This window comes from Bacteroides sp. RTP21281st1_H5_RTP21281_210402 (genome assembly GCF_040918965.1).
Taxonomy (GTDB): domain Bacteria; phylum Bacteroidota; class Bacteroidia; order Bacteroidales; family Bacteroidaceae; genus Bacteroides; species Bacteroides congonensis.
In genome coordinates, this window is sequence record NZ_JBCOWR010000014.1 from 56,988 (window position 1) to 78,947 (window position 21,960).

Below are 21,960 nucleotides of genomic sequence, written 5' to 3' on the forward strand. Positions count from 1 at the left end.
AACGAATTCAAACTTTATTCTGCAAATATATGCAGGAAATAGTCAGGAATGGCTACAATAAACAGAAAGTTAGAATTAAAAGCACAATTTTGCCATCTCTACTTTGCAAATCCTAAAAAAAGCCCTATATTTGCCCCCCGAAAAACAAAGAACAGAAATGGAATCATTCTATCGCACGCACTCCTATCTTGTTGAGCACACCAATGCCCCCGTTCGCCGCGACCTCATGGACGAGATCGACTGGAGCGACCGTCTGATTGGTATCAAAGGGACACGTGGCGTAGGAAAAACCACTTTCCTGCTCCAATATGCCAAAGAGAAATTCGGGAACGACCGTTCCTGCCTGTTCATCAATATGAACAATTTCTACTTCTCTGGACACAGCATTGTAGATTTTGCCAACGAGTTTCAGAAACGCGGTGGAAAAGTATTACTGATCGACCAAGTATTCAAGCACCCGGAATGGAGCAAAGAACTGCGTATGTGTTACGACCGTTTTCCCAATCTGAAGATTGTCTTTACCGGTTCGTCCGTGATGCGACTGAAAGAAGAAAACCTCGAACTACGTGATATTGCAAAAAGCTATAACCTGCGCGGATTCTCTTTCCGCGAATTTCTGAACTTACAGACTGGTATGAAATTCCGGGCTTACAGCCTTGAAGAGATTTTAAGCACGCACGAACAGATTGCCAAAGGAGTACTCTCCAAAGTTCGTCCGCTGGATTATTTCCAGGATTACCTGCATCATGGTTTTTACCCGTTCTTTCTCGAAAAGCGTAACTTTTCGGAGAATCTGCTGAAAACGATGAACATGATGGTGGAAGTGGACATACTGCTCCTCAAACAAATTGAACTGAAATATCTTTCAAAGATAAAAAAATTACTATATTTGCTCGCTGTCGACGGTCCGAAAGCTCCCAATGTGAGTCAACTGGCAAGCGACATACAGACATCCCGCGCCACGGTGATGAATTACATCAAGTATCTGGCGGACGCACGACTCATTAACCTGGTTTATCCGAAAGGGGAAGAATTTCCGAAAAAACCATCAAAGATAATGATGCACAACTCCAACCTGATGTATTCCATCTATCCGGTGAAAGTAGAAGAACAGGATGTACTGGACACTTTCTTTGCAAATTCCTTATGGAAAGACCATAAGATACATAAAGGAGACAAGAACTACTCGTTTATGGTAGACGAAGTAATGCCGTTCAAGATTTGCCAGGAAGGAGCAAAGATAAAGAACAATCCGAATGTGACGTACGCATTGCACAAAGCGGAAATAGGCCGAGGCAACCAGATACCTCTCTGGATGTTCGGTTTTTTATATTAAAAGATTTATTTACTTAAATATTTAATTTAGTTATGACTAAACAGAAGAAATTCATCACTTGTGATGGTAACCAGGCTGCAGCGCATATCTCGTATATGTTCTCTGAAGTAGCTGCTATCTACCCCATCACTCCTTCTTCGACTATGGCTGAGTACGTAGACGAATGGGCTGCCGCAGGACGCAAGAACATCTTCGGCGAAACAGTATTGGTACAGGAAATGCAATCTGAAGGTGGTGCTGCCGGTGCAGTTCACGGTTCTCTTCAGGCTGGTGCGTTGACTACTACTTACACTGCTTCTCAGGGTCTTCTCCTGATGATCCCTAACATGTACAAAATTGCCGGTGAGTTCTTGCCTTGCGTATTCCATGTATCTGCTCGTACATTGGCTTCTCACGCATTGTGTATCTTCGGTGACCACCAGGACGTAATGTCAGCTCGTCAGACTGGCTTTGCGATGTTGGCTGAAGGCTCTGTACAGGAAGTTATGGATTTGGCTGGTGTTGCTCACCTGGCTACCATCAAATCTCGCGTTCCGTTCATGAACTTCTTCGATGGTTTCCGTACATCTCACGAAATCCAGAAGATTGAAATGTTGGAAAATGACGATCTTGCTCCGCTGATCGACCAGGAAGCTTTGGCTGAATTCCGTGCCCGCGCACTGAATCCTATGAATCCGGTAGCTCGTGGTATGGCTGAAAACCCCGACCACTTCTTCCAGCATCGTGAATCATGCAACAACTACTATGAAGCAGTTCCTGCTATCGTAGAAGAATACATGAATGAAATTTCTAAGATCACAGGTCGTAAATACGGTTTGTTCGATTACTATGGTGCAGAAGATGCAGAACGCGTAATTATCGCTATGGGTTCTGTAACAGAAGCTGCCCGCGAAGCTATCGACTATCTGGTAGCAAACGGCGAAAAAGTGGGTATGGTTGCCGTACACCTGTATCGTCCGTTCTCTGCAAAACACTTCCTGGCTGCTGTACCTAAGACTGCCAAGAGTATTGCAGTTCTTGACCGTACTAAAGAACCGGGTGCTAACGGTGAACCTTTGTATCTTGACGTTAAAGACTGCTTCTACGGTGCAGAAAATGCTCCGGTTATCGTTGGCGGCCGCTATGGTCTGGGTTCTAAGGACACTACTCCTGCCCAAATCCTTTCAGTATTCGAAAACCTGGCTATGCCGATGCCGAAGAACCACTTCACTATCGGTATCGTAGACGACGTTACTTTCACTTCTCTTCCTCAGAAAGAAGAAATCGCTTTGGGCGGTGAAGGTATGTTCGAAGCTAAATTCTACGGTTTGGGTGCTGACGGTACGGTAGGTGCCAACAAGAACTCTGTGAAGATTATCGGTGACAACACTGACAAACACTGTCAGGCTTACTTCTCTTACGACTCTAAGAAGTCAGGTGGTTTCACTTGTTCTCACTTGCGTTTCGGTGATAATCCTATCCGTTCTACTTATTTGGTAAATACTCCGAACTTCGTTGCTTGTCACGTTCAGGCTTATCTGCACATGTACGATGTAACCCGTGGTTTGCGTAAGAACGGTTCTTTCTTGCTGAACACTATCTGGGAAGGTGAAGAGTTGGCTAAGAACCTGCCGAACAAGGTGAAGAAATATTTTGCACAGAACAATATTTCCGTATACTATATCAATGCAACTCAGATTGCACAGGAAATCGGTTTGGGCAACCGTACCAACACTATCCTTCAATCTGCATTCTTCCGTATCACAGGTGTAATTCCTGTTGAACAGGCTGTTGAACAGATGAAGAAATTCATCGTTAAGTCTTACGGAAAGAAAGGTGAAGACGTTGTCAACAAGAACTATGCTGCCGTTGACCGTGGTGGTGAATACAAGACTTTGGCCGTTGATCCTGCATGGGCTAACCTGCCGGATGACGCAAAAGCAGAAAACAATGATCCTGCATTCATCAATGAAGTAGTTCGTCCTATCAATGCACAGGATGGTGACTTGCTGCCTGTATCTGCATTCAAGGGTATCGAAGACGGTACTTGGCATCAAGGAACTGCTAAATATGAAAAACGTGGTGTAGCCGCATTCGTTCCTGAATGGAATCCGGAAAACTGTATCCAGTGTAACAAGTGTGCATACGTTTGTCCTCACGCTTCTATCCGTCCGTTCGTTCTCGATGCAGAAGAACAGAAGGGTGCTCAGTTCGAACAACTGAAAGCGGTAGGTAAAGTATTCGATGGTATGACATTCCGTATTCAGGTTGACGTTCTCGACTGTCTGGGTTGCGGTAACTGTGCCGACATCTGTCCGGGCAATCCGAAGAAGGGTGGTAAAGCATTGACCATGAAACACCTCGAAAGCCAATTGGCTGAAGCGGCTAACTGGACTTACTGCGTAGACAACGTGAAAACTAAACAACACTTGGTTGACATCAAGTCTAACGTGAAGAATTCTCAGTTCGCTACTCCGTTGTTTGAGTTCTCAGGCGCATGTTCCGGTTGTGGTGAAACTCCGTACGTGAAACTGATTTCTCAGTTGTTCGGTGACCGTGAAATGGTTGCTAACGCTACCGGATGTTCTTCTATCTACTCCGGCTCTGTTCCTTCAACTCCTTACACTAAGAACGAAAACGGTCACGGTCCTGCTTGGGCTAACTCACTGTTCGAGGACTTCTGTGAATTCGGTTTGGGTATGGAATTGGCTAACGAGAAGATGCGTGCCCGTATCGTGAAAGTGATGAACGAGGCTATTGCTGCTGATTGCACTCCTGCTGAAGTGAAAGAACTGTTCGCTGAATGGATCAACAATATGCTGGATGCGGACAAGACTAAAGAACTGGCAGCTAAGATTATCCCGGTAGTTGAAGCTAACAAAGATAAATGTAATCATTGCAAGCAAATCGCTGAACTGCAACAATATCTTGTTAAACGCAGCCAGTGGATTATCGGTGGTGACGGTGCTTCTTATGATATCGGTTACGGTGGTCTTGACCATGTAATCGCTTCCGGTAAGGACGTTAACATCCTTGTTCTTGATACTGAGGTTTACTCTAACACAGGTGGCCAGTCTTCTAAGGCTACTCCGGTAGGCGCTATCGCTAAGTTCGCTGCTGCCGGTAAGCGCGTACGTAAGAAAGACCTCGGTCTGATGGCTACCACTTATGGTTATGTATATGTTGCTCAGATTGCTATGGGTGCCGACCAGGCTCAGACTCTGAAAGCTATCCGCGAAGCTGAAGCATATCCGGGACCATCTTTGATTATCGCTTATGCTCCGTGTATCAACCACGGTCTGAAAGCCGGTATGGGTAAGAGCCAGGAAGAAGAAGAAAAGGCTGTTAAGTGCGGTTACTGGCACTTGTGGCGTTACAACCCGGCTTTGGAAGAAGAAGGCAAGAATCCGTTCCAATTGGATAGCAAAGAACCGAACTGGGAAGAATTCCAAGGTTTCTTGAAGGGTGAAGTTCGTTACGCTTCTGTAATGAAACAATATCCTACCGAAGCTGAGGAACTGTTCAAAGCTGCTGAAGAAAATGCTAAATGGCGTTACAACAGCTACAAACGTTTGGCTAGAGAAAACTGGGGTGCTGAATAATTAATCACACTCAGATAGATATAAAAAGGGAGTCTGCTCAAATGCATGACTCCCTTTTTTTATGTCCAAGCCAGTTATTCCTTTGATTTCGGTATCCAGCTATCCACCAACTGCCGATGTTCATCCCGCCATTTACGTGCTATATCTTCTTCATCCATCCGGGCGTCTTTCATAGCTGTCATAAAGGAGCTAAGTTCCTCTGTCGTTAATTTGATATTACCAAAGAACTCCGCTGCGAACGGGTCTTTTTCACTGAATCTTTTCCAGGCAATGGCATGGATTTCTTCCAGGTCACCATATACTTTCTTCGGGTCTTCCAGAAATTTCAAATCAAACTGATCGAACATCCAGTGTGGTGTCCATCCTGTAATAACTATCCATTCGCCTTTCTCCATCGCTTTTTTCAGAGATGCAAGCATCGTCGAGCTACTTGAAGTCATCAGTGTATAGCCGTCAAGGCCGTAAGCCGAGATGGCTTTATCCGTGGTTTTCATGATTCCTGCACCGGCATCTATTCCGACTATTTCAGAAGAGAACCGGTCTTTATTAGCGGCCAGTTCATCAATGGAATTAATGGTAACGTATTGAGGTACGACCAGTCCGACACGCGCTTCTCCATATACTTCGCCCAAAAATTCGATACTATCACCATATTGGTCCATATAATCTTTCATTGTTATCGGTAACCAGGTATCCAAAAAGACATCTGAATTCTTTCCGGATATAGATACGAAGATGGGTGCAAGGTCGGCATTCTGTAGTTCAACCTCGTATCCTTGTTCTTCCAGTACCACTTTCGCCAAATGGCTCATGGCTATTCCTTCCAACCAATTGGCATAGGCTATTTTTACTTTTTTCTTATTTGAGTCGGAATTCGTGCAGGAAGCCAGCAAAAGCAGAGCGGACAATACGATTCCTACTAATTTATATATTCTCATTTTTATTCCTTTCAGTTTTCTGTCTTTCTTGTTTCAGTCCTTTCTATTTTAGTCCTTCTTGCTTTTTCTTCCTGCCATACCTTGTGTGATACGATCCAGGATGATAGCCAAGATAACCACTGCTATGCCGCCTTCAAATCCGAGTCCGATTTTCATTTGGGTAATACCCTTTAATACGATTTCTCCCAAACCACCGGCGGCAATCATTGCGGCGATTACAACCATGGAAAGTGACATCATGATTGTTTGGTTTACACCGGTCAGGATGGTAGGCAACGCCAAAGGGAGCTGTACTTTATAAAGTAACTGCCAACGAGTAGCTCCGAACGAACGGGAAGCTTCCACTACATTTTTAGGAACTTGCCGGATTCCCAATCCGGTAAGGCGGACTACGGGCGGCATCGCAAAAATGATGGTTGCAAACACTCCGGGCACTGCCCCCAAGCCGAAGAAAAGAACGGCAGGAATCAGATAGACAAAGGCAGGCATAGTCTGCATCAAGTCAAGAATGGGGCGGAGTATTTTATCCGCACGCGGACTGTTTGCCGTCCACACTCCTAAAGGAACACCGACAATCAAGGCCAGACAAGTAGATGATAATACGAGAGCCAGAGTTTGCATGGTCGCTTCCCAAAATCCCATACCGTAGATTAACAATAAGCCTAGTACGGTGAAGATACCAGTTCCGCGTCCTGCTTTCATCCAGGCTGCGACGGCAAGTACGAGGATGGTTATATAAAAGGGAATTCCGAAAAGAATGTGTTGAAATCCGATGATGAAACTACCGATGCCTGCATTCACGGCATCAAAAAAGGTGGCGAAATGTACCATCATCCAGTTGATGGCGCTTTCTATATATTGTCCTATATTTATCATAAATCTATTGCGTTTTGGATTATTTCGTTTATTTCTTCTTTATCTTTTCCTGTCACTTCAATGATTAAGGATGACAGCGGGATAGTTCCCAGAAATTCATGTGTTTCATCAATCACCCAAACCGGTGAATTGCTCTTTGTCATCAGAGGGAGAATATCTTCCAGAACCGTGTCGCATAGTACTGAATGGACTTCTGTCCGCACAATAGGTTCTATGGATTTCTCCTGTTTACTACGCAGTTTAAGCAGGTCATTCAGACGCACCTCTCCTACCAACTTGTCGTCGGCATCTATGACAGGAAGTACTGTTATATTCTTCGCACGCATCTTACGGATCAGTACTTCGGGGCCTTCTTTCTTCAAGCGGGCAGCCAATGGTTTGTCAATCATCAGGGATGAAGCGGTAATAATCTTGCTTCTGTCTACGTTTTCCACGAAGCGGGCTACATAGTCGTTGGCGGGTTCGGTCAAGATTTCTTCTGAAGTTCCTACTTGTACGACTTCCCCGTCTTTCATAATAGCAATGCGGTCGCCCAGTTTGATTGCTTCGCTCAAGTCGTGGGTAATAAAGACAATGGTCTTTTTCATCTTTGACTGCAAAGCCAGCAGTTCATCCTGCATCTGTACGCGAATCAGAGGGTCGAGGGCGGAGAAAGCCTCATCCATTAAAAGTACTTCGGGATTATTGGCCAAGGCGCGGGCTAGCCCGACACGTTGTTGCATCCCACCGGAAAGCTCGCCTACCATTTGATTCTCGTAGCCTTTCAGCCCGACTAGCTTCATACTTTCCATGGCTTTCTTTTCACGTTCCTCTTTCTTCACTCCCTGAAGTTCGAGCCCGAATGCGATATTATGTAATACGGAACGATGGGGCAACAACCCGAAGTTCTGAAAAACCATAGCCAGTTCTTTTCGACGGACTTGCAAGAGTTCTTTTTCGGATACTTTGGAAATATCTACTCCATTGACGAGTACTTGCCCCGATGTGGGACGTATCAAACGGTTTATACAACGTAGTAATGTCGATTTTCCACTACCGGAGAGTCCCATTATCACAAAAAATTCTCCCTCGTTAATTGAAAGATTGGCATCTTTCACTCCTACCGTGCACCCGGTATCTTTCAGGATTTCCGCTTTGCTCTTATCTTCTTTCAGCATCTTGAGTGCTTTCTGTTTCTCATGACCGAAGATGAGATATAAATCCCTTATTTCTATTTTGCTCATATAATATATTGGTTTAGATTATAATATTTGTTTTGTTTCCAACTGTTGCGCTTATCATTCTCACCAATGATAAACAAGTTGAAAGTTCGCTTGGTTCGATCACGTTACATTATAACATGACAACCTGATGAGTTTTAATGATAAAAAAAACAGACTTAGTGGTTTAAAAGGAATAGAATTTGATAAGATTATCCTCTCAATGAACAGTAAAAAACAGTATTTTTATATACGAATTACAGCCTGTTTTTGCATATTGTTACTGCAAAGATAGGCAAAATGGATTAAAGATGCAAATTTTATTCAGAAACGGAGTAGTTCCAAAGATGCTTTTTCAAGTCTACGCACCCATTTTGTTTGAAAGAAATCCCTTCTTCCAAGAGTAATAGTTTTTGCTCTTCCCAACCGGGAACGAGACGTCCCGATGCATTGACAACCCTATGACAAGGCGCAGAGACTTCATCCGGCACTTGCTTCAGGGCACGACCTACCATGCGGGAGCATTGAGGTATGCCCAATAATGCAGCTATACCACCATAAGTGGAAACTTTACCTGAAGGAATTTCACAGACCACCTGATATACTTCCCGGCAGAAGTCGTCGGAAAGGCTCGCTTTATCTACTTTATAATCTTTCATTACTCAAACTTTACTTATCAAGTCTACAAAACTAAATAAAAAGAAAGGTATTTGCAAATAATAAGATTGTATCAAATAAAGTCTGCACATCGAAGTTTTTATATGTCTTGTAACAAACCATTCCCCCTATCCCTTTCTTTTCAACAAATCCGTCGGACTCTCACCAAACTGTTCTTTATAGCATTTAGTAAAATAAGAAGGAGAACTGAAGCCGACTTCATAACCTATTTCAGAGACAGTCATATCCGATGAAGCAAGCAGGGAGGCCGCTTTCTTCAGGCGGGCAATCCGAAGTAACTCATTGGGAGAATAGTTAGTCAGGGATTTTATTTTCCGATAAAGCTGTACACGGCTTAATCCCATATCTTTGCCTAAATCTTCTACGTTCAAATTGGAGTCTCCCATTTTCGCGTCAATCAAGGCTTTGAACTTTTCTACAAAATCCTTGTCCATATCGCAGACATCTTCTTTTGCCAATGTCTGTCCGTCACCAAAGAATTGTTTCAGGCGACGATGCGAATCTATCAGGTTGCGGACACGTGCCAGTAGCAATTGCGAACTGAAAGGTTTGGAGATATAAGAATCTGCGCCACCGTCGTATCCTTGGATTCGTTGTTCATCTAAAGAACAGGCTGTCAGAAGGATAACAGGGATATGACATGTTTGTAATTCACTTTTCAGTCGGCGGCAACATTCAATGCCGTCAATACCGGGCATCATCACATCGGAGATAATCAGATCCGGAACATATCTCATAGCTTTGCGGATACCTTCCGAACCGTCGGCTGCTTCAATGACAGTATAGTCTGTATGAAGTAGTCCATGAACATATGAACGGATATCTGCATTGTCATCAATGATAAGTACGGAAGTTTTGGAAGGGTCATAACTTTTTCCCGGTTTCTCTTCTTCTCCAATGGATAAAGCGTCATTCAGTGAAGAAGATTCAGAAACAGAAGAAGCGAAAGAAGCAGAAGATGTCAAAAGGTCTTCCACAGTATGAGTATCACACGTTCGTACCGGTAAATCCACGGTAAAGACAGTTCCTTGCTTTTCATCACTTTCCACTGATATAGTTCCACCATGCAACTCAACGAAAGCCTTTACTAAAGCCAGTCCTATTCCCGAACCGGCATGGTGCATATCAATTTTATAGAAACGGTCAAAAATATTACGGATATGTTCGGCTGAAATCATCGAACCGGTGTTGGATACGGTAAAACGAATCCATCGGTTATCCTCTTCTGTCAAGGTAGACAAACGGACGGTAACTTTACCATTCTCCGGAGTAAACTTGAAGGCATTGGAGAGAAGATTAAAATAAATGCGTTCCAACTTCTCTACATCTGCCAAGGTACGGAAGTCCGTATCCGGCATATTGTCAAAAGAGAAATGAATATGCTTTTTGCGGGCTGCTGACAAGAAAGATTCGTTCCATCCCTCGAAAGAGGAAAGAATATCTACCGGAACGGGAGTATATTCCATCTTGCCATTTTCGTATTTACGGAAATCCAATATCTGATTGACCAGGCGCAAGAGGATATTTACGTTTCGTTGTATCAGCATCAACATCCGGTGTTGGTCACCACTTAATGTTTTATCGGCCAACAGATGTTCTACCGGATCGGCAACCAAAGTTAATGGAGTACGGAAATCATGGGAGATATTCGTAAAGAAAACAAGTTTGGCGTGAGTGGCTTCTTCCAGTTGATGGGAAAGCTGTATTAACTGGTCACGCTGTTCTTCCAGTTTGTCACGTTGTTCCTCTAACTTATCCCGTTGCTCTTCCAGTTTATCGCGCTGCTCTTCCAACTGTCTCTTTTGCTCCGACAATTCTTTATTCAGCCTGTTTTTAGAGCGAAGCGACTTATAAACGACTAATAACAACCCCGCCACCAATAAAAGAATGGCCAAACCGCCATACATAACAACCTGTTGCGTGGCTACACGTGACAGATACCCGCCGATACGTCCGTTCAAGGTTTCTATCTTCTGGTCCAGTTCTGATATATGAGTGGTCTGGAGTTGCATGACGTGTGCGTTCGTACGGTCTACAACAGCGGTATTCATCACAGTTTCTCTGGGATAAGGCTTTTTCTCAAGGATGTTCATCGCCAACTGCAACACCTTGTCGCCATTGGTAGGATAAATAAAGGTGGCGTCCAACACACTATCAAGAACAAGTTCAAGTCCGTTTCCTTTACCCGGCAGAGCGTCGATGCCGACAAACATCATTTCCTTTTCCCGTCCCACTTTCTTGGCGGCCTGATAAGCTCCCGGAGCTATACGGTCATTATGAGCATATACGGCATCAATCTTCGGATTACGACAGAGCATACTATCCATTTCCACTTCTGCCGGGCCACGCTCCCAGGCAGCATCCGCCTTGTCAATCAGTTTGACGTCCGGGAAGTTACTGATGGCAGCCATAAAGCCCTGATGCCGTTCCATAGCAGGAGTCGAGCCACCTAAGCCGGTAAGCTCCACCACATTTCCTTTTCCTTTCAGGCTGGATGCAATGTAATTTCCCACCGTACGGCCTATTTCATAATTATCAGCACCGATATATGCAGTATATTTATCAGAAAGAATCTTCCGGTCTACCAAAACGACGGGGATTCCCTTTTGATAGACTTCTTCCACTATCGGAGTCATGGGGGCTGCCTCGTTGGCGGAGATTATCAATAAGTCAACCCCTTTGTCTATAAAATAATGAATATCTTCCGCCTGCCGGCGATTATCATCTCCGGCAGAACGTATTTCGACCGATACCCCGTCATAGAACATCGCTTCACGGAGAATTTCATCATTCATCTTGTGCCGCCACGAATCATCGCTACATTGAGCCACCCCAATACGGAAACGGGGAGCATCCTGCCGACAGGCAGCCATCCCTAAAAGACAAAACAATATCACTATCCATTTCGTATATTTCATCGCCTTAATTGTTTTCATTCTTTCGTATTTCTTTCTGTAATCCAAATTCTTTTCCCTTCGTTATTAGCATTCACTACCGGGAAGTACATCAATTCCACTTTCGCAGGATTCAGCATATATTTACCAGTAAACCGTGGAAGCAGAGGAATCGTAAACCTATAAGTACCTATCGGTAATTTTTCGCTAAAGATAACGGTTTTCTCCTTAAAATATTCACGATACACTTCACCACCGGAAAAATTAACAGGTTTTGAAGCATAGCTGCAACCTGCCGGGATAGGAACTTCGAGCATTACATATTGCGCACCTTCCTGTTTCACCTGCAAGGTAACCTTCAGTGTAACAGGCATACCCGCCACTAAGGAGTCCGTCCCCAAAGTCGATTCTACCTTGAATGAATCGCTTTCACGAGCGTCCATTACACGCTTCGTCGAATAGACACTATACAATAAAGGCTCTTTTCCTGTTTTTGAAATAAGCAGACTCTCTCCTGCTGTCAGCCGGGCTTGATAAGGAAATTCCGTAATTCGTTTGTTGTCCTTACCGCTCACGGATACAGTCGTCCCCGTTGTGCCTTTCGATTCTTTTAATATATCAATGAGGATGGTTGCCACGGCAGAAGAAGCTTGATAAGTATTCCAACCACGGTCTTTAGTCCGCAGAATGTATAGTTGCATCTTGTCTTTCAGCTTATATAAGGAAGAATCATTCTTGATAATCCGGTAAGCAATCAGAGTATTTATCATTTTATTTCCTTCCCAAGACCAGAAAGAAGTACGCCGCCCGTCATCACAATAAACACCGCCCAATATATCTCTTTTCAAATAATGATTCACACTATCGCCTACATTTACTGAATCCACTTGCTGTTTGATTTCCCAAAGAAGCAGCTTTTCTTTCAGATACGAGCGAGGACGGTAATCCTTATATCTGTTTGCCAGTGAATCCTCCTTCTGTTCCTGTTGCCGGACAAACGGTTGCAACAATTTGACAGCAGAAGAATAATCCGCCCGAACTCCCCATTCATACAATGCATGAAGTATTTCTATATCATCCAGTTTCATCCCCCGATAAGGACGCACATGGGCATAATTTATTTCCAATCCGTTCAGGTTCAAGTCTACTGTATAGCCTGCATCTTTCGCTAATTTCAAAGCCCGCAGGATATGTGCCGACATCCAGTAAGAAGTATTTTCCATATTTCCCCACCACGACCATAGCTTCTGCTTATTCTGATTGTTCACCAACTTGCGGACAATAGATTTGATTGCCTTATCCGTTTCTCCCGGTTTGCCTTTATTTTGCATCAACTTTTGATAGGCCAACAAACCTATTAATTTGGATGCCAGTTGCTCATTACATAAATATTTGTATCCGTTCAGGTAATTCACCGATTCTTTATAAACATCCAGTTGGTTGTCCATGATACTAACCGTGACCTCTTCATCCTTGCCGGATTGTACTTTGACCGTTTTCGTATCGGATAAGATACTTAACGTACCTTCAGCCTGTTCCGTACCTTGCGGTAATACAGGAATTGTATATTCTTCCCCATCCTTATATCCATCGTCACGAGTGAAAAGATAACTCATTGTCACACTATCGGTATTCGCGACCTGCATCGGCAACGTTTCATGGAATCCTTGCGTCAGATTTACTTCACGCTCCGTCCTGGCATCCCCGTCAACACTGAACTGCACATTGCCTTTTATCTGCTGCCCTTCCAAATAATTACGAATCGTTCCGACCAACGCACTTTGGTCTCCGTCTATCAGAAAACGGGGAGTTTTCAGTTCCGCCATCAACGGCTTGTAGGAGCGGACGGAACGGCGGAAAGTGCCCGTCTGCAAACGTCGGTTCATAGCATAGACCACCGCTTCCCATTTCGTCATATTATCAGGGAAAGTCGTCTCAAACCGGACTGTTCCGGTTTTATCCGTAAACAAGCGGGGTTGCCAGAAAGCTACATCCGAGAAGTTCCGGCGCAATCCGCTTAATTGCATCAACTCATTATAGATTTGACCGGCATCCACTTCGTCCTTAGTTTCTTTATCCTGTTCTTCCAGTTTCTCTAAAGGCGCGGAAGCCGGGGTAGAAGAATCCGCCGAAAGTCCGGCAACAGCTCCCGTCAACGAACGCTTGACATTTATTCCATATCCAACGACTACCACTTCTTCCAACGCCTGACTATCTTCTTCTAACGTAATCATCAGATTCATGCCGGGAGTTGCCATTATTTCCTGTGATTTAAATCCGATATAACTAATCTGAAGCAAATCTCCGCTCCTGTCACAATCCATTTCAAAATATCCGTCCACATTAGTTATCGTCCCTTCCATCGTTCCTTTCACCAACACACTGCATCCTATCAGCCCTTCTCCCGTAGAATCAACGACATACCCGCAAATCTTTCCTCCATAATGGCGAACATACTGCGTTATCCTCATCGTCTTATTAAAAGACGGATTCGTTCCGATGAAACCGGCTTCTCCTCCCGCCAAAAGCCATTTGGCAGATAAAGAATCACATTCATGCAATGACAGAGATTCCATATTAACGTCCATATAAGTATAAGGACTTATCCGCAAACTGTCCCGCTTCAGATACTTCCCATTCTTATAAAGCAGAATAGCATCATAGATGCCCGCAGGAAATTTTGAATATATCCTGCTTTTCCGCACCAGTGTATCCGGGTAGTGCATTTCCCCGGTAGCACAATCTCTGAAGAACAAGTTTGCCACTCCGGTAGAATCCTTTTCTTCGGGAAGACGGAAATTCAACTTCTTGTCCGGCAAAGAAAAATAAATCCGGGAAGGATGCCAACTGATTCCTTTCTTATGTTCTTCCACTAGCTTACGGAATCTTTCCGGCGACAAGTGGAAATCGTCCAAAGTGGGAATCTTAGCCACAGATGAAAAGTATAAACGGTGCGGACACAGCTCGTCATCCTTATACTTATAGACTACATTCCCCTCAAACTCATAAGAGAAACCGCCCTCATGCCGGTAGAGTACGCCATTCATATATTTCCAAAGTCCCGGTTCTACCGGCCCTGCCAATATATTCTTCTTATAACGCGGCAATCCCTGAAGTGAAACAGGAAACAAATTCTCCTTATGTTCAAGGGAAGTATATCCCCACCCTTCCGCTACGGGAAGCCGACAAAGATACCGTTCATATCGTTTTCTCTCTTCCGGAGTAAACTTATAATCATAAGATTTCCCTTTCTTCTGTCTCAGCCAAACCATTGACACTCCTTGCGGCAATTGGTTCATATCAAAACTAAGTATCGTTTTCTTTCCCCGTTCAAAAGCCAAAGAGTCAATAATAAAAGTCCTGTCGTGCATCCGCAAAGTTATCTTCTGCTTTCCCTGCGGATGAAGCACAGGAAAAGAATATCCTTTCGGCTGCTCCGTCCACGAGAAATAACAGGGAACATCGTCCTGCTCAATCACATAAATATTCACCGCTTCCCCGTTCAGCATCACATAAGGAGCAAACTGGGTCGTCCCATCCGGCGTGTCCACCGTCCGCCTGAACAGCTTTCCCGAAGGATAGGCAAACTGATAATAAGGCAACTTTTCCAAATGAAGCAACTGGTTCCAACGTTGATAATCCAATTTGCCGGTATGCAGATATTCTTTTTGCTGCATCGAATAAGAAGCACGCTGCTCACGCGGACGGGGAGCGCTGCCATAATAAGGCAAATCGGGTACATAATAATTTAATTGACTATTCACTGCAAAAGCTGTCAAGTCCACATTGGCGACCGGATGTCCCTGGATATTCGTTACATTCAGTTTTGTGGTTACTTTCTGTCCGGGATACACACGTTCGGGCAAATCGGATTCAATCAACAAGCGTTCGGAAGGAGATGTGTACGAGCGTTTCAGCATACATTCCTTATCTCCCATAAAATAGAATATCTCCACGTAATAGACAGAAGACGGGTCAACTTCACCAGAGCGATATTCCATCTCCTTCCCCGAACCTTTTTGCAATAACCGGTTGCCTTGATATACATACCAGGAAAGTTCCAGTTGCAGAGGATTGGATAGAGAGACACAAAACGAGTCCTTTTCTATGCCACCGTTCAATTTCAGTCTGGAATCCAGTCTATCGGCAGTAATGACTGTTTCATAATCCGCTTCAGGGATTTTAAACCGATAGTCGGAAACAGACTGGTTGAATGGTTCCCGATAAGGCAAACGGATTTTCTTTACTTCTTTCTTTTCTCCATAAACCAGTTCCGCCGCTACCGGACGTTCCACGCCCAGGTCGAAGAATGAGAAAGTAATGGTATCCGCCTGCGTCGTATATTGTATATCATGGTTGCAATGATAAAAGGTTGCCTTGTCGTACTGTCCCAACCGGTTATTATCGGCAGTCAGCAACACGGCATTTACACTATAAAAGCAGTCGGAAGCGCCGAATATTTTAGAAGGAATATCTACCGAGGCTTTTCCTGAGACATCCAGTTCCGCCTGTACAGACATCAACGTATCCGGCAAAGAGAGGGTTTCCGTATAAGATTTCAACACTTGCTCCCTGTTGATGGTAACTTCCACATTCACTTCCCGCAGAGGAAGTCCGTTGGCATCCGTGGCACTAATATCTATCCGGTTGCTCTGTGGCGCATACTGCACATTCGAAGCCAACTTGACAAGCAACTTATTCCCGTTCAGCTCATAATCCTCGTATCTGAACCCCGTAGAACTGACAATACGCCCCCGCTTGTCACGAAGCTGCATGACATACATTTGGTCTAACTTCAGATTCAACGAATCGTCCAACTGAAATTCTCCTGCATATCCCCCCGGATGATAAGGAGTGACAGGCATTATCTTCTTATAGTCGCGTCCGGAAGAACCGGTACGCATCCATAAAGAAAGTTCCTGTTTCAAAGGTCGTTTATGCTCCGAAAGAGCATAAGATTTAAAGCGAACCGTCTCGCCCGGTTTATATTTATTCTTATCCGTAATCAGATAACTATAAAATTCCGGGCCGCTTTGTTGCCCATAATCATTCCGATACCAAGGCGAAACAAGATGTTTCCGCAAATCAAATACTGCCCTGAATTTATCTAACTCCACCGTCAGGATATGTTGTTCTTTCTGCGACCAGTTATCATCCGTATATGTCTGGCTGTCTTTATCGTAATATACCGCCCTGCCGCCAACACGTACTTTAGCATCTTTTCTGATTGTTCCTTCGGCATCAACCACTTGAAGGGTCAGTACCCCATACTCTTTGAACAGAAAAACATGAAAGGGAATCACCGGAGCATACCGGTAATGAACTTCATTCCGTTCTACATCCGCCAACAGGAAATGCCCTTTGGCGGGAAGTTCAGTCCATGTTTTGGTAAAACGGGCAAATGGCGTCTGTTGTATTCTGTCCCAATCCTTACGTCCGAGTTTACCTTTGAGAAGTTTCAAAGCATCCTTATTGTTCAGTTCGAAAACAACCGTTTCGGGAGAAGCGTCGCTTCCAAGCATCGGTTGTCCGAAAGTCCGGCCCGAAAAAAGTAATAATACCAGTAGTAACAGGCTTTTTATCTGAAATTGTAGGGTGTTCATAGTATTCTGCATTAATTCAGAACAAAAATAAAAATAAATACGCGAGTTCGCTAATAATCACTCGATTATTCTACTAATTACCCTTCTGACAGAAAGCGGAACGACTACAAATATTTGGCGGGAAATTATTAACAAAAGTGTAAAGCATAAACAAAACGCTTAATCAATGTTATAAAACATCTCTTTTTATTTGGATTATTTGCAGATTTCACAGAAGTCCGTATCTTTGCAATGTGTTTTTCATAGTATTAGATTTAAGGTTAACAAAGGTTGGAGCAAGGCGTTGCTCCTTTTTTTATGCCTGTACCTCGGGTCACCCGTAAATTCTAGTGGGGTTAATTTTCAACGGAAGAAGGAAAATAATTATAAAAAGAGTAAGAACATATCTCCTGATTTAAGATATGCCCCTACCCTTATATTCTAAAGACAATTTACAATAGTCTGTCTTTCAACACCTGCGGCAGTTCCGGCATCGCTCCGCTCTGCGTACATACATAAGCGGAGACTTCCACCGCCAACTTATGTGCTTCGGGAACCGGCTTGCCATTCAATATAGAAGCACAGAAAGCCGCCGTGAAAGAATCGCCTGCCCCTACCGTATCAGCAACGGGAACTCTCGGAGTTTCCTGGAAAGAGACAACACCCGGAGTAAATACATAGCTGCCATTGATACCGCAAGTCAGAATCAGCATTTTCAGGTTGTACTTGGCTAATAGAATCCAGCACTTATCCTGCAAGTCAATCCCCGGATAACCGAACATACGGCTGATAGTCACCAGTTCTTCATCGTTAATCTTCAAGACATTGCAACGTTGGAAAGACTCGCGCAATACTTCTTTGGTGTAGAAGTCCTGACGGAGATTGATATCGAATATTTTTAATTGTCCGTCTATATCGGGCATTGTATCCAAGAAGCGGTTGATAGTGGCACGGCTCGCTTCATTGCGCTGCGCCAATGAACCAAAACAGACAGCACGGGTGTTCAGAGCCAGGCGTTTCAGTTCGTCCGTGAAAGGAATGTTATCCCAGGCGACACCCTCTTTGATTTCATAACAGGGCACACCTTCAGCGTCCAGTGTCACCTGCACCGTACCCGTAGGATAATCTACCCGTTCAATCTGAGTGTTCAGTTTCTTTTCCTTGAAGACCGACATTATCTCATCACCCAATTCGTCATTGCCTACCGCACTGACTACACGGCTGTCAAAGCCGAATTGTGAAACATGGTAAGCAAAGTTTGCCGGAGCACCACCTATTTTCTTTCCTTCGGGCAGCACATCCCATAGTGCTTCGCCCATTCCTACTATTATATTATTCATGATAAACAGAGTTTAATTGATTCCCAAATATAAAATTATTTTCTGATACGGAGCGTATAGAACAGCAGATAAAGCACTCCGATTGTCATAACGGCAATCGCACCGTTCTGTCCCATAGAAGTATCCGAAGCCAGTCCCATCGCCAATGGGAATACCGTTCCACCGAAAAGCCCCATAATCATCAAGCCGGAAACTTCGTTTTTCTTACCCGGCAGATAAAGTAATGCCTGCGAGAAGATGACGGAGAATACGTTAGAGTTGCCGAAACCAATCAAGGCGATACAAGCATAGATAATCGCTTTCTCGTGGAAGATAAACAAACCTATCATGGCAACGAGCATCATTACTACGCTGATGCCGAAGAAAGATTTCGGAGACATCTTGCGCAGAATGAAAGAACCCAGAAAACAGCCTGCCGTACGGAAGATAAAATAAAGGCTTGTCGCAAAAGCGGCATCGTCCAGTCCCATGCCGATACGTTCCATCAGAATCTTCGGGGCGGTAGTGTTTGTACCTACGTCGATGCCGACATGACACATGATGCCGATAAAGCAAAGTAAGATAAACGGTTTGCCGAGCAAGGCAAGGCACTGACCGAAAGTAGACGGTTTTCCCTCTTCCTTTTCCTCTTCAATCTGTGTGACATTGAGCAGGAGAATGGCAACGACGGCCACTATCATATAAATAGGGAAAAGAATCCGCCAACCCAAGTCGAAAGACGGAATGGCTTGCGTCGCTCCCCACATGGCTATATACGGTGCAAGGAAAGAAGCAATCGCTTTCACGAATTGACCGAAAGTTAGGCTGCTCGCCAGACGGTCACCCCGCACAATGTTGGAAAGCAACGGATTCAAGGAAGTCTGCATCAACGCATTTCCAATGCCTAACAGGGAGAAAGAAATCAGCATCAGCATATAACTGTCACCGAAAATCGGTAGCAGTAACGAAGCGAATGTCACAAGTAGACTGAGCAATACGGTTTTCTTCTGACCGATACGGCTCATCAGCATCCCTGTCGGTACGGAGAAAATCAAGAACCAGAAGAAGACGAGTGAAGGAAAAATGTTTGCTTGTGAGTCCGACAGACCAAGGTCTGCCTTTACATAATTGGAAGCAATGCCTACCAAGTCAACGAATCCCATGGCGAAGAAACATAGCATCACCGGGATAAGTTTGGAGAGAGAAGAGTTTTTACTGTTTTCCATTGTTATATCTGTTTTTTTTAAATTCGAGAGTTATATTATCCGAATGGCTACCCCTCCTTCCGGGAAGGAGGAGAGTGGAGATAGATTCGACTTTTTAGTCAGCCCCTACAAGCTATGCAGAATGATTGCAATACTTCTATTTCTGCACCCTTACTTAGGGCTTAACTTGTCCGCCCCTACGGGAGTAAACCTGTTTGCCCCTTATCCGATTCTTGCTTCCTACCGCTATAATAGGATGGAAGCTACGATATTGTTAGTTTGTCACGGCCGTGACGAATTCTCTTCATGGCTGTGGTAGCTTCTCTTCACGCCCGTGAGAAGAATCTACCACGGCCGTGGTAAGCTGACCATACCGTAAGCTTGGCAGAAGTATACCGTTACCTTAAGTGTAGTAATCCGTAAGGGTAGATATACTCTGCCGTAGGGAATCGGGAAAAGAGCGTATAGATTACATAGAAGAAGCCTATGGCTTCAACTGGTAAACCACAAATGAATCTACCTTATAAGCTCCGCCCTTGCTGTAAAAGTCAATATGACTATAAGGTTCCGACGGGAATACCTGGTTGGTCATCGCAAAACGTCCGTCGTCTCCAAAGGCTTCTATACTTGATTTGTCCACAAACAGGCGAAGTTTCAGTTCGTTCTTACCGCTTTCAATAGCTGTCCATGTCAGTATCGGGAAGTTTTCGTTGAAGCTGACATTGCCGCTTTTACGACGATCCATAGAGAATTTATTCTCTTTCATATCATATTGCATATCCACTTCCTCGCCTTTATCGTTGTAGAGACGGAAGCCGATAATATCTGCCTGTTGGTTCTTGATGGCCAGTTCTATTTCGTAAGCACCTTCGTTGCCCGGAATCATTTCTTTGACCGTGCGTGTTCCGCTTACTTTGAACGAACGTTTCTTTGAGATGTCGCGCAGTTTCAGCAGTTCGGGAGAAGGGGCGGATTTGAGATAAATCCCACCGTCTACGGCAAACAGGCTCAAGTCGCGGGGAACGGAGTTCGGACTACGGTATTGGGAAGTCGGAACGTCGTTGGCATACTGCCAGTTGCTCATCCATGCGATAGCGATACGGCGGTTGTCGGGGGCATCGCTCCAGGTTACGGTGGCGTAATGGTCTTTTCCCCAGTCCATCCATTTGGTAGCTTCCGGCTGATTGTCGCAAACAAATTTCTTTCCGTCAAAGCTGCCGACAAAATATTGAGTGGCGGAATCTCCGAAAGGGCCGTCACCGAGACTGCAAAGCAGTACCCATTTCTTTTCATTGGTTCCTTCCACGGGAAGTTCGAAGAGGTCGGGACATTCCCACACATTACCGTGAGCACCATATCCTTCGCCGAAGCTGCTTTCAAATGTCCAGTCTTTCAAGTTCGGAGAAGAGAAGATTTGCATTTCCTGTCCTACGGCAAGCACCATAATCCAACGTTTTGTTCCTTCGTACCAAAAGACTTTCGGGTCGCGGAAGTCACGGGCTTCAGAGACTAAGACGGGGTTGTTTTCATATTTGGTGAATGAACGTCCGTTGTCAATGCTATAAGCGATGCTTTGCACCTGACGTTCGCCGTTCTGTGTATAGATGGCGATGATTGCGCCTGCGCCGAAGCCGGCGGTATTGTTATAGTCTACTACTGCCGAGCCGCTGAATATCGTTCCGAAAGCATCGGGAGCAATGGCAACCGGACGGTGTTCCCAATTGACCAGGTCTTTGCTGATGGTATGTCCCCAGTTCATATTCCCCCATTTGGAGCCATAAGGATTGTATTGATAGAACAAGTGATATTCACCGTCTTTATATACCATTCCGTTCGGGTCGTTCATCCATCCGTAGAGGGGTGAGAAATGGTACAGGGGACGGAACTTTTCACGGTTAGAAGTATCGAACGTGTCGGATAGCTTCATTTCCTTGCAACAGGCAGTATTGTCCGGTGAAAGATTGATGCGTACCGGGTCATTCGAGGTCAGTTTGAATTTAAAAGAAATCAGTTGACCGGAATAGTCGGAAAGGTCTACCGGAACAAAGTAATCCACTTTATTGATAGCCAGCCGGACATCGAAATTTTTTACTTCTTTATTATTAACAATCATATTGATACGTACATCGGGAGACGCATCTTCTACAGGCAACAGCAGGTATTTCTGATTCGTGTTGACACGCACCAGACAATAACCTTCTCCCAAATCCTTTATCAATAAGGAAGAATCAGCCGCTCGGAGTGAGAGTGAAACAGTCATAAGCGTAAAACAAATCAGAAGAGTCTGAAGTTTTTTCAAAGGCAAAAATACATTCATGTTTTATGGTATTAAGGTTGCTACTTATTTTATGA

Annotated in this window: 12 protein-coding genes; 3 read left to right on the forward strand and 9 right to left on the reverse strand. The window is 44.4% G+C overall.

Annotated elements, in window-relative coordinates; translation table 11 throughout:
* Window positions 1-157: 157 nt before the first annotated feature.
* Together AB5443_RS19000 and nifJ are read left to right on the forward strand one after the other, a co-directional pair.
* Window positions 158-1,336 carry an ATP-binding protein gene (locus tag AB5443_RS19000; RefSeq protein WP_044655606.1) on the forward strand — a complete coding sequence of 393 codons (1,179 nt, stop codon included), beginning with the start codon at window positions 158-160 and terminating at the stop codon, window positions 1,334-1,336.
* Between the two features lie 32 nt (window positions 1,337-1,368).
* Window positions 1,369-4,917 (forward strand): pyruvate:ferredoxin (flavodoxin) oxidoreductase, encoded by a 3,549-nt coding sequence (gene nifJ, locus AB5443_RS19005; RefSeq protein ID WP_195662727.1) that lies wholly within the window; start codon window positions 1,369-1,371, stop codon window positions 4,915-4,917.
* A 74-nt stretch (window positions 4,918-4,991) separates the two neighbouring features.
* Here nifJ and AB5443_RS19010 read toward each other — a convergent pair whose 3' ends face one another.
* From AB5443_RS19010 to AB5443_RS19045, 8 genes are all read right to left on the reverse strand, one after another.
* Entirely contained in the window at window positions 4,992-5,855 is an 864-nt protein-coding gene (locus AB5443_RS19010) for a glycine betaine ABC transporter substrate-binding protein (RefSeq protein ID WP_368114319.1), read from the reverse strand.
* A gap of 48 nt (window positions 5,856-5,903) precedes the next feature.
* The gene (locus AB5443_RS19015) at window positions 5,904-6,731 is read right to left on the reverse strand and encodes a proline/glycine betaine ABC transporter permease (protein ID WP_167966670.1); all 828 of its coding nucleotides are present in this window, start codon (window positions 6,729-6,731) and stop codon (window positions 5,904-5,906) included.
* On the reverse strand, window positions 6,728-7,954 hold the full coding sequence (locus AB5443_RS19020) for a glycine betaine/L-proline ABC transporter ATP-binding protein (protein ID WP_368114318.1): 1,227 nt from the start codon (window positions 7,952-7,954) through the stop codon (window positions 6,728-6,730). The genes AB5443_RS19015 and AB5443_RS19020 overlap by 4 nt, the downstream gene beginning before the upstream one ends.
* Window positions 7,955-8,250: 296 nt before the next feature.
* Window positions 8,251-8,589: an MGMT family protein gene (locus AB5443_RS19025; RefSeq protein WP_073342551.1), complete on the reverse strand. Its 339-nt coding sequence runs from the start codon at window positions 8,587-8,589 to the stop codon at window positions 8,251-8,253.
* Window positions 8,590-8,715: 126 nt separating this feature from the next.
* Entirely contained in the window at window positions 8,716-11,526 is a 2,811-nt protein-coding gene (locus AB5443_RS19030) for a substrate-binding domain-containing protein (protein ID WP_368114333.1), read from the reverse strand.
* 14 nt (window positions 11,527-11,540) lie between these two features.
* A complete protein-coding gene (locus AB5443_RS19035; RefSeq protein WP_368114317.1) occupies window positions 11,541-17,105 on the reverse strand; it encodes an alpha-2-macroglobulin family protein in 5,565 nt (1,854 codons plus the stop codon).
* A 431-nt stretch (window positions 17,106-17,536) separates the two neighbouring features.
* On the reverse strand, window positions 17,537-18,424 hold the full coding sequence (locus AB5443_RS19040; RefSeq protein WP_022140174.1) for a carbohydrate kinase: 888 nt from the start codon (window positions 18,422-18,424) through the stop codon (window positions 17,537-17,539).
* Window positions 18,425-18,459: 35 nt separating this feature from the next.
* Window positions 18,460-19,629, reverse strand: a complete 1,170-nt coding sequence (locus AB5443_RS19045) for an MFS transporter (protein WP_307995445.1) — start codon at window positions 19,627-19,629, stop codon at window positions 18,460-18,462.
* Window positions 19,630-19,750: 121 nt separating this feature from the next.
* Between AB5443_RS19045 and AB5443_RS19050 the strand changes: the two genes are divergently transcribed.
* The gene (locus AB5443_RS19050) at window positions 19,751-19,927 is read left to right on the forward strand and encodes a hypothetical protein (protein ID WP_307995444.1); all 177 of its coding nucleotides are present in this window, start codon (window positions 19,751-19,753) and stop codon (window positions 19,925-19,927) included.
* Between the two features lie 165 nt (window positions 19,928-20,092).
* On the opposite strand, the gene AB5443_RS19055 is transcribed toward AB5443_RS19050, so the two are convergent.
* Window positions 20,093-21,925 (reverse strand): DUF4980 domain-containing protein, encoded by a 1,833-nt coding sequence (locus AB5443_RS19055; RefSeq protein WP_368114535.1) that lies wholly within the window; start codon window positions 21,923-21,925, stop codon window positions 20,093-20,095.
* Between the last annotated feature and the right edge of the window lie 35 nt (window positions 21,926-21,960).

What these genes read in the sequence shown, in the direction of transcription:
- AB5443_RS19000 (WP_044655606.1), top strand. Translation starts at nt 158, where the DNA reads ATGGAATCATTCTATCGCACGCACTCCTATCTTGTTGAGCACACCAAT.
- nifJ (WP_195662727.1), top strand. Translation starts at nt 1,369, where the DNA reads ATGACTAAACAGAAGAAATTCATCACTTGTGATGGTAACCAGGCTGCA.
- AB5443_RS19010 (WP_368114319.1), bottom strand. Translation starts at nt 5,855, where the DNA reads ATGAGAATATATAAATTAGTAGGAATCGTATTGTCCGCTCTGCTTTTG.
- AB5443_RS19015 (WP_167966670.1), bottom strand. Translation starts at nt 6,731, where the DNA reads ATGATAAATATAGGACAATATATAGAAAGCGCCATCAACTGGATGATG.
- AB5443_RS19020 (WP_368114318.1), bottom strand. Translation starts at nt 7,954, where the DNA reads ATGAGCAAAATAGAAATAAGGGATTTATATCTCATCTTCGGTCATGAG.
- AB5443_RS19025 (WP_073342551.1), bottom strand. Translation starts at nt 8,589, where the DNA reads ATGAAAGATTATAAAGTAGATAAAGCGAGCCTTTCCGACGACTTCTGC.
- AB5443_RS19030 (WP_368114333.1), bottom strand. Translation starts at nt 11,526, where the DNA reads ATGAAATATACGAAATGGATAGTGATATTGTTTTGTCTTTTAGGGATG.
- AB5443_RS19035 (WP_368114317.1), bottom strand. Translation starts at nt 17,105, where the DNA reads ATGAACACCCTACAATTTCAGATAAAAAGCCTGTTACTACTGGTATTA.
- AB5443_RS19040 (WP_022140174.1), bottom strand. Translation starts at nt 18,424, where the DNA reads ATGAATAATATAATAGTAGGAATGGGCGAAGCACTATGGGATGTGCTG.
- AB5443_RS19045 (WP_307995445.1), bottom strand. Translation starts at nt 19,629, where the DNA reads ATGGAAAACAGTAAAAACTCTTCTCTCTCCAAACTTATCCCGGTGATG.
- AB5443_RS19050 (WP_307995444.1), top strand. Translation starts at nt 19,751, where the DNA reads ATGATTGCAATACTTCTATTTCTGCACCCTTACTTAGGGCTTAACTTG.
- AB5443_RS19055 (WP_368114535.1), bottom strand. Translation starts at nt 21,925, where the DNA reads ATGAATGTATTTTTGCCTTTGAAAAAACTTCAGACTCTTCTGATTTGT.